At 73.9% G+C, this 11,788-nt stretch carries 12 protein-coding genes; 5 read left to right on the top strand and 7 right to left on the bottom strand.

Annotated features, from left to right (window positions below):
- Nucleotides 1–228: 228 nt before the first annotated feature.
- Nucleotides 229–795, top strand: coding sequence for a YSC84-related protein (locus ACQ5SO_RS20780; RefSeq protein ID WP_430943571.1), 567 nt, complete (start codon nucleotides 229–231; stop codon nucleotides 793–795).
- Between the two features lie 507 nt (nucleotides 796–1,302).
- The gene (locus ACQ5SO_RS20775) at nucleotides 1,303–2,181 is read left to right on the top strand and encodes a leishmanolysin-related zinc metalloendopeptidase (RefSeq protein WP_430943570.1); all 879 of its coding nucleotides are present in this window, start codon (nucleotides 1,303–1,305) and stop codon (nucleotides 2,179–2,181) included.
- A gap of 109 nt (nucleotides 2,182–2,290) precedes the next feature.
- Here the strand turns inward: ACQ5SO_RS20775 and ACQ5SO_RS20770 are convergent, their stop codons facing one another.
- Nucleotides 2,291–3,154 (bottom strand): NAD(P)-dependent oxidoreductase, encoded by an 864-nt coding sequence (locus ACQ5SO_RS20770; protein ID WP_430943569.1) that lies wholly within the window; start codon nucleotides 3,152–3,154, stop codon nucleotides 2,291–2,293.
- Nucleotides 3,155–3,420: 266 nt separating this feature from the next.
- On the opposite strand from ACQ5SO_RS20770, the gene ACQ5SO_RS20765 reads away from it, so the two are divergent.
- The 3 genes from ACQ5SO_RS20765 (at nucleotide 3,421) to ACQ5SO_RS20755 (ending at nucleotide 7,726) form a co-directional block, all read left to right on the top strand.
- Nucleotides 3,421–6,042 (top strand): penicillin acylase family protein, encoded by a 2,622-nt coding sequence (locus ACQ5SO_RS20765; RefSeq protein WP_430943568.1) that lies wholly within the window; start codon nucleotides 3,421–3,423, stop codon nucleotides 6,040–6,042.
- A gap of 78 nt (nucleotides 6,043–6,120) precedes the next feature.
- Nucleotides 6,121–6,783, top strand: a complete 663-nt coding sequence (locus tag ACQ5SO_RS20760; protein WP_430943567.1) for a hypothetical protein — start codon at nucleotides 6,121–6,123, stop codon at nucleotides 6,781–6,783.
- A 286-nt stretch (nucleotides 6,784–7,069) separates the two neighbouring features.
- Nucleotides 7,070–7,726, top strand: coding sequence for a VPLPA-CTERM sorting domain-containing protein (locus ACQ5SO_RS20755; RefSeq protein ID WP_430943566.1), 657 nt, complete (start codon nucleotides 7,070–7,072; stop codon nucleotides 7,724–7,726).
- Between the two features lie 51 nt (nucleotides 7,727–7,777).
- Here the strand turns inward: ACQ5SO_RS20755 and ACQ5SO_RS20750 are convergent, their stop codons facing one another.
- The 6 genes from ACQ5SO_RS20750 to ACQ5SO_RS20725 form a co-directional block, all read right to left on the bottom strand.
- Complete coding sequence (locus ACQ5SO_RS20750; RefSeq protein ID WP_430943565.1) at nucleotides 7,778–8,242, bottom strand: NUDIX hydrolase; 465 nt, start codon at nucleotides 8,240–8,242, stop codon at nucleotides 7,778–7,780.
- Nucleotides 8,239–8,784: a molybdenum cofactor biosynthesis protein B gene (gene moaB, locus ACQ5SO_RS20745; RefSeq protein WP_430943564.1), complete on the bottom strand. Its 546-nt coding sequence runs from the start codon at nucleotides 8,782–8,784 to the stop codon at nucleotides 8,239–8,241. Before moaB ends, ACQ5SO_RS20750 begins: the two co-directional genes overlap by 4 nt.
- A gap of 149 nt (nucleotides 8,785–8,933) precedes the next feature.
- Entirely contained in the window at nucleotides 8,934–9,251 is a 318-nt protein-coding gene (locus ACQ5SO_RS20740) for a hypothetical protein (protein WP_430943563.1), read from the bottom strand.
- Nucleotides 9,252–9,424: 173 nt separating this feature from the next.
- Nucleotides 9,425–10,123, bottom strand: a complete 699-nt coding sequence (locus ACQ5SO_RS20735) for a PEP-CTERM sorting domain-containing protein (protein ID WP_430943562.1) — start codon at nucleotides 10,121–10,123, stop codon at nucleotides 9,425–9,427.
- A gap of 148 nt (nucleotides 10,124–10,271) precedes the next feature.
- Nucleotides 10,272–10,583, bottom strand: a complete 312-nt coding sequence (locus ACQ5SO_RS20730; RefSeq protein ID WP_430943561.1) for a hypothetical protein — start codon at nucleotides 10,581–10,583, stop codon at nucleotides 10,272–10,274.
- A 125-nt stretch (nucleotides 10,584–10,708) separates the two neighbouring features.
- Complete coding sequence (locus ACQ5SO_RS20725) at nucleotides 10,709–11,566, bottom strand: uracil-DNA glycosylase (protein ID WP_430943560.1); 858 nt, start codon at nucleotides 11,564–11,566, stop codon at nucleotides 10,709–10,711.
- Nucleotides 11,567–11,788 lie beyond the last annotated feature (222 nt).

Here is an 11,788-nt window from a genome sequence, read left to right as displayed (position 1 = left end):
CCCCCCCCCCCCCCCCCCCCCCCCCCCCCCCCCCCCCCCCCCCCCCCCCCCCCCCCCCCCCCACGCCATCCCGCGCCAAGGCCCGCCCCGCCCCCGATTTCACGCAAGGACGCCTTGAGCCTGCCGCCTTCAGGGGCCACATTTGCACCCAGCGGAACCAATCCCGCCCCGCGCGGGACAAAATCCAACGACAATCCGCATGCAGGCCCTTGCAGGAGACCCTGACCCATGAGCAGCCCCGACGTCACCCGCCGCCGCTTTCTCGTCGCCGCCGCCGCCGTCCCCCTCGGCGCGGCCGCGCTTCCCCGCGCCGCTTCGGCCGCCACCGCGCAGGAAATCGAGGCCGACGTGAACCGCGCCCTCGCCACCCTCTACCGCACCACCCCCGGCGCGCAGGAGCTGGCGGGCCGCGCCAAGGGCATGCTGATCATGCCCAAGATCCGCAAGGCCGGCCTGATCGTCGGCGGCGCTTACGGCGAGGGCGCGCTGCGCGTCAACAACGCCACCGCCAGCTACTGGTCCGTCGCCGCCGCCTCGCTCGGCCTGCAGATCGGCGCCCAGGTCACCGCGCAGGCGCTGTTCTTCATGACCACCGCGGCGCTGGAGCGGTTCCGCCGCTCGGACGGGTGGGAGCTGGGCGCGGGCGCCGAGTTCACCGTCCCCGAGGACGGGCTGGGGATCGAGCTGAACACCACCGTCACCAACCGCCCCGTGATCGCGATCACCTTCGGGCAGGACGGGCTGATGGCCGGCGCCTCGTTCGAAGGGGCCAAGTACTCGCCCATCGTGCGCTGAGCGCGGCGCGCGGCGCGCCGCGCGCATCACCGCCGACAGGACATGCAGCGGCGCGGGGCCCCTCCCCGCGCCGCGCGCGTTTCCAGGCCGCGCCGCGGGGATGGGCGACGCCGGGCGGGCGAACCGGGCGGACGACGCCGGGCGGGCGACGCGGGGGCCGACCTCGCCCCTCCCCGGCCGCAAGGCGCGGGAACCGAGCCCTCCGGCCCGCCCCGCGCCCCTTCGCGCCGCGCCCGCCGCCGGGGGCGCCCCGCGCCATCCGCCGCCCCGGCGCCCGTCCCCGCACCCATCCCCGCGCCGCGGCCCCGTCCACCGGCGCACGCGGCCCCGGCGCCGCCGCGCCCACCCATTCAGACCCGGTTCATTATTGCATCCCAAGGACTTCCCCCCGCTCCGCCCCGTGGAACAGGCGCGCCGTTAACCATTTTGCGACTCGCCCGGCGCCCCCTGCGGCAGTAAGGTTAACGGACCCTCGCCCCCAGATTGCGTATCCCCGGAGCGTTCCCGATGACCCGCGTCCCCCCCCGCGCCGCAGCCCTCGGATTGCTGGGCCTCGCCGCCGCGCAGCCCGCCGCCGCGCTGACCATCGAGCTTGATTTCAGCGCCTCGACCGGCGCCACCGCCAGCCAGATCGCCGCCTTCGAAGCCGGCGCCGCCTTCTGGTCCGACGTGCTCGGCGCCTATACCGAGGCCGGGGCCAACACGGGCCGCGACGCGATCCGCGACCCGCTGCTGATCGACGTGAACATCTCCTATATCGACGGGCGCGGCGGCGTGCTCGGCTCGGCCGGGCCGACCGCGGGCGTGGGCTTCACCGACAATCTCTACGCGACCGAGGGGCAGATGACCTTCGACAGCGCCGACATGACCCGGCTCGAGAACCGCAACGAGCTGCTGGCCGTCGCGACGCACGAGATCGCGCACGTGATCGGCTTCGGCACGCTCTGGGGCATCACCGTCAACGGCACGCTCTACAACGACGTCTACGACCAGACCGGATCGCCGGGCGCGTATTACGGGGCCGAGGCGCTGGCGGCCTACCAGGCGGAATACGCGCCGACCGCGACCTTCGTGCCGGTGGAGCTCGACGGCGGCGACGGCACCGCGCACGGGCATTGGGACGAGAACTGGCACGCCGACGCGAACAGCGTCTACGAGCTGCTGACCGGCTTTCTGAACACGCCCGTGGATGTCAGCTACGTGACCCTCGCGCAGTTCGCCGACCTCGGCTACGAGATCGCGAGCCAGGTGGAGTTCGAGCAGGCGCTGACCACGCTGAACATCAACAACCTGGCGCCGGCCGACGTGCCGGTCCCCGGGGCCGCGCCGCTCGCGCTCTCGGCGCTGCTGGCGCTGGGGCTGGTCGGGCGCCGCCGCAAGGGCTGAGGCCGGGGCCGGGCCGCGGGGTGGGGACGCCCCCGCCGCGCCGCGCATGAAAAAGGGGGCCGCGCGGCCCCCTTTCCCGTTCGCCTGACGCTGTTTGAGCGCGCGCCGCTCAGCGCAGGCGCTTGACCAGCGAGGACGTGTCCCAGCGGTTCCCGCCCATGCGCTGCACCTCGCCGTAGAACTGGTCCACCAGCGCGGTGACGGGCAGCGAGGCGCCGATCTCGCGCGCGTGGCCGAGGCAGATGGCGAGGTCCTTGCGCATCCAGTCCACCGCGAAGCCGTGGTCGAATTCATCGTCGGCCATGGTCTCGTAGCGGTTCTCCATCTGCCAGGACCCGGCCGCGCCCTTGGAGATGGCGGCGACGACCTCCTTGGGGTCGAGCCCGGCCTTCTCGGCGAAGGCGATGCCTTCCGACAGGCCCTGCACCAGCCCGGCGATGCAGATCTGGTTGACCATCTTCGTCACCTGCCCGGCGCCCGAGGGGCCCATCAGCTTGCAGGCCTTCGCGAAACCCATGATCACCGGCTCGGCCCGGTCGTACTCGGCCTTGTCGCCGCCGCACATCACCGTCAGGGCGCCGTTCTCGGCCCCCGCCTGCCCGCCCGAGACGGGGGCGTCGATGAAGCCCGCGCCCTTCTCGGCGGCATGGGCGTGCAGCTCGCGCGCCACCTCGGCGCTGGCGGTGGTGTTGTCGACGAAGACCGCGCCCTCGCCCAGCGTTTCGAACGCGCCGCCCTCGCCGATGCTGACCGAGCGCAGGTCGTCGTCATTGCCGACGCAGGCGAAGACGAACTCGGCCCCCTCGGCGGCGGCGGCGGGGGTCAGCGCGGCATGGCCGCCATGCTGCTGGACCCAGGCCTCTGCCTTGGCATGGGTGCGGTTGTAGACCGTCACCTCGTGCCCCTTGGCCGCGAGGTGCCCGGCCATGGGATAGCCCATGACCCCCAGTCCGATGAATGCGCATTTGGCCATGTCGCCGCTCCCTGTCTGTGGCGCGCGTGATCGCGCGGGGGCCTGCCGGGCGAGGGGCCGCGCGGGGGGCGTCCTGACGCGGCGGGCCGGGGTGGAAACTGGCCCCCGGTCGTGGTCAGGTCAAGCGCGCGGATTCGCCGTTCCGCCGCGCGGCGCCCGCCCGGCCCCGCCCGGGCCGCCGCGCCGCCGGGGCGCGCCCGCTTCGCGCCGCCGACAGACCGCCCCGCGCGCCCCCGACCCCCGCGCCCTGCCCCGGAGACCCGTTCATGACGCTGGCCGCCATCTTCACCTGGCTCGTGCGGCTGCTGGCCGGGCTCGTGGTTCTCGGGGCCGCGGCGGCCGCGGTCCTGTGGGTCGTCGTCTCCGGCTCGCTGCCCGATTACGACCGGGATTTCGAGGTGTCGGGCCCCGCCGCCCCCTCGGCCCCGGTGGAGATCCTGCGCGACGCGAACGGCATCCCGCATATCAGCGGCGCGACGGAACGGGACGTGTTCTTCGGCCTCGGCTTCGTCCACGCGCAGGACCGGCTGTGGCAGATGGAGATCGCCCGGCGCGCGGCGCAGGGGCGTCTGGCCGAGCTGTTCGGCCCCCCGGCGCTGGAGAATGACAAGCGGATGCGGCGGCTCGGCCTCGCCCGCGTCGCCGCCCGCGCGATGCGCGCCCAGACGCCCGAGACGCGGGCGATGTTCGAGGCCTATGCCGAGGGGGTGAACGCCCGGATCCGCGCGGTGCAGGCCGAGGCGCTGGGGCGCGGGGCGCCGGAGTTCTTCCTGTTCCCGGCCAGGATCTCGCCCTGGACGCCGACGGACAGCTTCTCGGTGATGAAGCTGATGTCGCTGCAGGTCTCGGACCAGGCGGCGGCCGAGGTGCGCCGGGCGCTGTTCGCGGTGTCCCTGCCCGCGGCGCGGCTGCGCGACATCCTTCCCGACGAGCCGCTGCCCGCGATCATCGAGGCGGGCGCCTGGGACGCGGCGGCGCTGGAAGCGCCCTGGCGGGCCGCCGGGGCCGCCGCCGTCCCCCCGTCGCCCGCAGCCGCAGCCGGAGCCGGAGACGTCGCCGCAGACGGAGACGCCGCCGCCGACGCGCCCGCCCTGCCCTGGCTCTCGGCCCTGCTGCCGGGCGCGCCCGGCCCCGTCCCGGCGCCCGGGCCGCTGGCGGCCGCGTTCTTCCCGGAACCGGGCCATGCCGGCGCCTCCAACGCCTGGGCGCTAGCGCCGGGGCGGGCGGCCGCGGGGGCCTCGATCCTCGCCGCCGACCCGCACCTGCCGTTCACGACGCCCTCCAGCTGGCACCTCGCCCGGCTCGACCTGCCGCGGCCGGACGGCCCCCTCGGGGTCATCGGCGCGGCGATCCCGGGGATGCCCTTCTTCCTGCATGGCCGGAACGGCGACTTCGCCTGGGGCATGACCACCGCCTATGTCGACGACGCCGACATCTTCATCGAGCGGCTGGCCGAGGGCGACCCGACCCGCTACCTCGCCCCCGACGGCCCCCTTCCCTTCACCACGCGGCAGGAGGTGATCGCGGTCGCGGGCGCCCCGTCCGAGACCGTCGAGATCCGCGCGACGCGCCACGGCCCCGTGCTCGACCCCGCCGACTGGGGCGTCGGCCAGGTCACCCCCGCGGGCCATGTCGCGGCCCTGTCCTGGACCGCCCTGGCCGAGGACGACATGACCGCCTCGGCGCTCTACGTGCAGATGACGGCGCGCAGCATCGCCGACGGGCAGAAGGCGGCGGCGATGGCCGGCGCCCCGGCGCAGAACCTGGTGCACGCGACGGCGGAGGAGATCGCCTTCACCGTCGCGGGCCGCATCCCGCTGCGCCGCCCCGGCGCGCCCGGCGCGGGGCGGCTGCCCTCGCCCGGCTGGACCGGGGCCGGGGACTGGATCGGCTGGGCCCCGCGCGAGGCGCACCCGACGGTCGTCAACCCCGCCTCGGGCGCCGTCGCCAACACCAACAACCGCACCCAGCCCGAGGACCCGCTGGTCCCCTATGCCGCGCGCTGGGGCGACAGCTACCGCATCCTGCGCCTCGACCGGCAGCTCTCGGCCCGCGAATTCCACACCCGCGACAGCGCCCAGGCCCTCCAGTCCGACGCGGTGTCCGAGATGGCCCGCGCCGTCCTGCCGCTGATCGCGCGCGATTTGTGGTGGTCCGGCGACCGGGCGCCCGAGGACGAGGTCTCCGCCCGCCGCCGCCGCGCGCTGGAGATGCTGGGCGACTGGAACGGCGAGATGTCGGCCCATGCGCCCGAGCCGCTGATCTTCGCCGAGTGGATGCGCCGCCTGACCTTCCGCCTCGCCGAAGACGAACTCGGCCCCCTGATCACGCAGATCGAGGGGCCCCGGCCGGTCTTCGTCGAGCGGGTGTTCCGCAACATCGACGGCGCCGCGATCTGGTGCGACGTGGACAAGACCCCGCGCGAGGAGACCTGCGCCGAGATGGCCCGCGCCGCGCTCGACGACGCGCTGGCGGATCTCGCGGCCCGCTACGGGGCCGCCCCCGAGGGCTGGCGCTGGGGCGAGGCGCACCGCGCCGTCCACCCCCACCCGGTGCTGACCCGCAATCCCGTCGCCGCCTTCATCGCCGATATCGAACACGACATGTCGGGCGGCGACTACACGCTGCTGCGCGCCCAGAGCAAGGGCAAGGGCGACACGCCCCACCGCGCGGTCCATGGCGCGGGCTTCCGCATGGTGGTGGATTTCGCCGACCCGGATTCGTCGATGTTCGTGATCGCCACGGGCCAGTCCGGGCACCCGTTCTCGCGCCGCTATGACGACCTGTCGGAGCTGTGGCGGCGCGGGGACATGGTGCGCATGTCGCTCGACCGCGCCCATGCCGAGGCCGCGTCCGCCGGGCGCACGCGGCTGATCCCGGCGGAGTGAAACCGCGCCGGGTTCCCGCGGGCTTCATCTCGGGAATGGTAAAGATTTCCTCAAGACTTTCCTTGTTTTGAGGTTTTCATGATCCGGTCCATTCTTTCGGGCGCGTCGCTGCTCGCGCTCAACGCCGGCGGCGCCGCCGCGGCCACCGTTTTCTTCAACCCGCCCGACAATGCGAACGCGGTCGAGGCCACGGCCTCGGTCGCGGCGACCGCGTTCTCGATCGCGCCCGGGGCGACGGTCGCCGCGGCGGCGCTGCCGGTCCTCGCGGCCGACGGGGCGTTCGACGCGTTCTGGGACGGCGCCGCGGCGTACTGGATCTTCGCCGATGACGCGGGCGGGCCGGGCGCGGTCCTCGCCTCGGGCGCCGGCGTGCAGGCGACGGCGGTCGACCTGGGGATCACGCCGGGGTTCCAGAACAATGTCTTCGCGCTGTCCTTCAACCTCGCCGCGCCTTTCACCGCGGCGCCGGGGGCGAGCTACTGGTTCGGCCTGCACCTGGCGGGGGAGTATGACCGGGGCGGCCTCTACTGGATGACCTCGGCCGCGCCGACCGGGGTGCAGACCGCCGCCGGCGGCGCCTTCGACGCCTGGGCGCCCGGCCTCGGCGCCGGGCTTGCGCTGGAGCTGCTCGACAGCCCGATCGCGCCGCCCTCCGCGGATGTGCCGCCGCCCGCCGCGGCGCCGCTGATGCTGCTCGGCCTCGCCGGGCTGGGCGTCGCTTCCCGCCGCCGCCCGGGCTGACCGGGGCGGATGGACGAACGCGGGGCGCGGGGGGGATGGGCCCCTCCGCGCCCCGACTGTTTTCCGGCGCCGGCGCGTGGCGAACGGCGCGGACTCTCCCAGGGCGGACCCCGGCTACGCCCCGCACACGCCCCGGCTGCGCGCCGCTTCCAACAACCGAGAACACGCGCGCCAAAATGGGATGAGCTTAGATGGCGACGCGGGGCGCCTTGATGTGGCCGCCGCCTCGCCCGCGTTCTGGGGGCCGGAGAATTCCGTCTCCGTCCCCAGAACGAAAGCCATCTGCATGAGACATTCCATCATCGCCGCCGCCGCCGCGGTTCTTCTGCCCGCCGCCGTCCAGGTGCTGGAGCACACCGCGCCGAGCACCCTCGGCAGCCGCACCAGCGATTACCTGCCCGCGACGCAGTTCACCCTCGCCTCGGACGCGCAGCTGATCGGCGCGACGGCGACCATCGCCGATATCGACAGAACCGGCCTCTCCACCTGGGACGGCACGATGCAGGCGTTCTTCTTCGCCGATGACGCGGGCCTGCCGGGCGCCGCGCTCGCCTCCGGCCTCGCCACGGTGGTGGAAACCGTCCTTGACGGGCAGCTCGCCGGGACCATCGACCTCTACAAGGTGGCGTTCAACTTCGCCGCGCCCTTCGACGCGGCGGCGGGGACCACCTACTGGTTCGGCCTGCACATGAGCGCGGATTACGTCCGCGAGGACGGCTACGCCTGGATGGAGTCCTCGGATGCGGGCCGGCGTGCGAGCTCGGAGGGCGGGACGCAGGACAACTGGCAGTTCCAGCGCGACTTCACCCTGGTCTATGCGCTGCATGACGAGGCGCTGGTCGCTTCCGCGCCCTCGGACGTGCCGCTGCCCGCCGCGGCGCCGCTGATGCTGATGGGGCTGGCCGGGCTGGGCCTCGCCGCCCGCCGCCGCGGCGCGGCCTGATCGCCGCCCGCCGCCGCCCGGCGGCCTGTTGGCGGAGCGACGGCGGCGGGGTCAGCCCCCTGCCGCCGTCCAGGCCTGCATCACCAGCGCAATATGCGGCGGCAGCGGCAGCGCGCCGAGCTGCGCATGGGTGAAGAAGGCGAAGCCCGCGCCCTCGCCCAGCCGGATGTCCCGCGCATTGCCCGGGAAGGGCGCGCTGAACGCATAGATCCGCCGCCGCCCCGGCAGGTCCGAAGGGGTGCAGGCGAAGGGGCTCAGCGCCCCGGGGCGCAGGGCGATCCCCAGCTCCTCGACCACCTCCCGCGCGGCGGCCTCGGGCAGCGTCTCCGCCCCCTCCACCCCGCCGCCGAAGGGCGCCCAGGTTCCGGGATAGGCCACGCCCGGCCGGTCGTCGCGCAGCTGCATCAGCACCCGGCCGAGCGGGTCGTGCAGGATGACCACCGCGGCGCGCAGCGGGCCCGCGGCCTCCCAGTCGCCAAGGGCGCGGAAGGCGGCGTCCGGCGTCTCGGCGGTCATTTCTTGCGCTTCAGGTGCTCGTCCAGCCGCGGCAGGATCTCGACGAAATTGCAGGGCATGTGGCGGTAGTCGAACTGCTTCGACAGGATCTCGTCCCAGGCGTCCTTGCAGGCGCCGGTGGAGCCCGGCAGCGCGAACAGGTAGGTGCCGTTGGCCACGCCCCCGCAGGCGCGGGACTGCACGGCGGAGGTGCCGATCTTCTGCATCGAGACGATGGTGAAGACCGTGCCGAAGGCCTCGATCTCCTTCTCGTAGACGTCGCGATGCGCCTCGACCGTCACGTCGCGCCCGGTCAGCCCGGTGCCGCCGGTGGTCAGCACCGCATCGACGGCGGGGCTCTCGCACCACTCGCGCAGGATGGCGGCGATCTGGTCGCGGTCGTCGGTGGTGATGCGCCGGTCGGCCAGGTGGTGGCCCGCATCGGTCAGCCGCTGCACCAGCGTGTCGCCCGAGCGGTCCTCGGCCAGGGTGCGCGTGTCGCTGACGGTCAGGACCGCGATGCGCATGGGATGGAAGGGGCGGGACTCGTCGATGCGGGACATGGGACCTCCGGGGGATCAGGGCGCGGCGCCCGGCGCGCACGCGGGGGCGATCAAGCCCGGAGCGGGGGCGAAACGCAAGCGGGGGGACGACGTTGCGGCGCCGCCCCCCCTTTTTCGCGATGTCGCGGCGCAGGACGCGCCGCCGGGCGTCACTCGGCGCCGTTGCCGGCGCCGTTGCCGCCGCCGCCGTTCTGGTTGCCGTTGCCGCCGCCGCCGTTCTGGTTGCCGTTGCCGGCCGAGACGTCGTTGTCATAGAGCTCGGACATCCCGTAGGCGATCGCGCCGACGCCGACGGCGATGCCGATGATGCAGAGCGCCTTGTTGCGCACGCAGAAGCTGCGGTCATCCTCCATCGCCATGGAGCGCGAGACGGGAACCCCGTTGATGGTGCCGATGCTGGAGCAGCCGGCGGCGGTGAAGGCGTAGGCGCCCAGGGCGAGCGCGGTGACGAGAGTGCGGGCTTTCATGTCATCCCCCAAGGATTGCGGTTGGAACCGATCGCGTCAGCGATTGGCCATTCCTAGCTCGGTAAATTTTGAAACGAATTGATCGAGGACAAATATGCGCATATCGGAGCGCGTTTTTTTCCCGAGAGGCGCCGGCGCAACGGTCGCCGCGCGCGGGGCGGCCCGGCGGGGCCTCAGCCCCGGCGGCGGCGCAGGGCGACGAGCCCGCCGAGGCCGAGCAGCAGCAGCGGCGCGGCGGCGGGCGCCGGCACGTCGGCGGCCGGGGTCCCGGCGGACGCGGCATAGCTCAGGTCGTCGAGCGCGAGGTGCTGGCCCGGGTCGTAGAAGCTGATCGAGCTGAAGCCCGTCTCCGACACCACCCCGAAGAAAGACAGCGCGGAGGAGGAGAAGCCCACCTCGGGCGCCGCGAAGACGAAGCTTTCGCCCGAGCCGAGGGTGATCTGCACCGGCCCCGCCCCGGCCGAGAGCGTCCCGAGATCGACGCCCACCGCGGTGACCCGCGACGCGAAGCTGACCACCACCGGCGCCCCGTCGCCGGTGTTCTGGTTCAGGAAGGCCGAGGTCAGCCCCGCGGTCCCGTAGAAGCCCGCGGCATAGGCCGGGTCGAACACGAAGAGATTGCCGATCGGCGCCTCGGGCGCCGGGTAAAGGCGGCTCGATTCCGTGAAGGCGGCGTCGCCCACGGCCAGCGTCTCGCCGTACAGAACGTAGTCGGACCCGGCGAGGCCTTCGAAATCGACGGTGGTGGCGCCGGAGACCGCGGCGTCGAAGGCCGCCCGGTCCGAATAGGTGACGGCGGCGGCCGCCGCCTGGCCCGCGGACATGACGAAGACGGTCAGCGCCGCGGCGCCGAGGCAAGAAGAGATAGTCATGATGTTTCCCCAGTTCTGCGCGCGACTTGCAGATGACTGGGCCGCGCGCCAGGCACGAGGTAACCGCTCGACGGCGATTCCGTCAAGTTTTCTGAAAACTACTTATGAATACCTGAAAGGGCGCCCGGGTTTCCGGGCGCCCCGCGGGTCAGAAGGCGGTCGCGACCGGCGGGGTCCCGCCGCCCTCGCCGCCGCCCTCGCCGTTTCCATTGCCGGCGCCGCGGCGGTCATCCTCGTGCAGCTCGGAGATGCCCCAGGCGATGGCCCCGACCCCGGCGGCGAGGACCAGGATGCAGATCATGGTCCGCTCCTCGGACTTGCGGCACCAGGGCCGGTCGTCCTCCATCGCCATGCCGCGGGCGACGGGCACCCCGTTGACCGTGCCGATCGAGCTGCAGCCGGCGGCGGAGAGGGCGACGGCGCCGCAGAGCGCGCCGCGAAATACCTGGCGGAAGATCATGATGCGACTCCGAAGATCGAAAATGAATTCGCCGCGCCCGCTCCAGCGAGCGCGGTCAATTATTGATAAATTCTCGAAAATGAAGCCCCGGCCACCACGCCGTTCAGCGGGGTTTCACGCGCGCCTCACCGCTGCAGGCGGGCGCGGACCATCTGCAGGTCGATCCAGCTCTCGCGCTTGCGGGCGGGCTGGCGCAGCAGGAAGGCGGGGTGGAAGCTGGGCATCGCGGGGATGCCCATGCACTCCACCCACTTGCCGCGGGCGCGGGTGATGCCCTGCTCGGTCTCCATCAACGCCTTCCAGGGCGCGTTGCCCATCAGCAGAAGGACGTCCGGCGCGGCCAGTTCGATATGGCGGCGCAGGAAGGGGACCAGCATCGCCGCCTCGTCCGCGCTGGGGGTGCGGTTCTCCAGCGGCCGCCAGGGCGAGAGATTGGTGATGTAGACGCCCTGCCCCGGGTCCTCGGCCGTGCGCGACAGGCCGATGGCGGCCATCATCCGGTCCAGCAGCTGCCCCGAGCGGCCGACGAAGGGCAGCCCCTCGCGGTCCTCGTCCCGGCCCGGGCCTTCGCCCACGATCATCAGCCGCGCGCCGGGCACGCCGCCGGCGAAGACGGTGGACTTGGCGCCGAGGCGCAGCGGGCAGCGGTCGAACCCCTCGACGGCGGCCCTGAGCGCCTCGAGATCCTGCGCCGCGGCCGCGAGGTCGGCGGCGACGACGGGGGCGGGGGTCAGCTCCTCGGGCTTGCGCACCACCTGGGGGGCCTTGGCCGGATCCGCCCGCTTGCCGCGCGGGGCGCGGGCGGCGGCGCGGGTCTCGGCCCTTGCGCGGGCGGCTTCCTCGGCGGCGGCGCTTTCGGCGAAGCGGTCGAGGGGCGCGTCGCTGATCGCCTCGTCGACGCCGGACTCCACCTGCCAGGCGAGCGCCGAGATCAGCGCGTCGCGGGTGAAGGGATCGAGGGGGGGAAGCTCGGCGTCGGACATGGGGCCTGAGTGTCGCGCCGGGGCCCGCTTCGTCAAGGGCGGTTCGCGGGTCGCGCGCCATGCGCGGGAGCGCGCGCGACGGGGGGGGGGGGGGGGGGGGCCCCCAGGGGCCGCCCCCCCCCCCCCCCCCCCCCCCCCCCCCCTCTCCCCCCCCCCCCCCCCCCCCCCCCCCCCCCCCCCCCCCCCCCCCCCCCCCCCCCCCCCCCCCCCCCCCCCCCCCCC

It is taken from the genome of Rhodovulum sp. DZ06 (assembly GCF_050586345.1).
GTDB lineage: Bacteria > Pseudomonadota > Alphaproteobacteria > Rhodobacterales > Rhodobacteraceae > JBOCEF01.
The sequence above is the reverse complement of the archived record's forward strand: the minus strand, read 5'-3'. Positions and strand labels throughout refer to the sequence as shown.

Bases quoted from the DNA above. Each gene is read 5' to 3' on its own strand.
- ACQ5SO_RS20755 (WP_430943566.1), top strand. From the start codon at position 7,070: ATGAGACATTCCATCATCGCCGCCGCCGCCGCGGTTCTTCTGCCCGCC.
- ACQ5SO_RS20730 (WP_430943561.1), bottom strand. From the start codon at position 10,583: ATGATCTTCCGCCAGGTATTTCGCGGCGCGCTCTGCGGCGCCGTCGCC.
- ACQ5SO_RS20770 (WP_430943569.1), bottom strand. From the start codon at position 3,154: ATGGCCAAATGCGCATTCATCGGACTGGGGGTCATGGGCTATCCCATG.
- ACQ5SO_RS20765 (WP_430943568.1), top strand. From the start codon at position 3,421: ATGACGCTGGCCGCCATCTTCACCTGGCTCGTGCGGCTGCTGGCCGGG.
- ACQ5SO_RS20725 (WP_430943560.1), bottom strand. From the start codon at position 11,566: ATGTCCGACGCCGAGCTTCCCCCCCTCGATCCCTTCACCCGCGACGCG.
- ACQ5SO_RS20735 (WP_430943562.1), bottom strand. From the start codon at position 10,123: ATGACTATCTCTTCTTGCCTCGGCGCCGCGGCGCTGACCGTCTTCGTC.
- ACQ5SO_RS20775 (WP_430943570.1), top strand. From the start codon at position 1,303: ATGACCCGCGTCCCCCCCCGCGCCGCAGCCCTCGGATTGCTGGGCCTC.
- moaB (WP_430943564.1), bottom strand. From the start codon at position 8,784: ATGTCCCGCATCGACGAGTCCCGCCCCTTCCATCCCATGCGCATCGCG.
- ACQ5SO_RS20750 (WP_430943565.1), bottom strand. From the start codon at position 8,242: ATGACCGCCGAGACGCCGGACGCCGCCTTCCGCGCCCTTGGCGACTGG.
- ACQ5SO_RS20780 (WP_430943571.1), top strand. From the start codon at position 229: ATGAGCAGCCCCGACGTCACCCGCCGCCGCTTTCTCGTCGCCGCCGCC.
- ACQ5SO_RS20760 (WP_430943567.1), top strand. From the start codon at position 6,121: ATGATCCGGTCCATTCTTTCGGGCGCGTCGCTGCTCGCGCTCAACGCC.
- ACQ5SO_RS20740 (WP_430943563.1), bottom strand. From the start codon at position 9,251: ATGAAAGCCCGCACTCTCGTCACCGCGCTCGCCCTGGGCGCCTACGCC.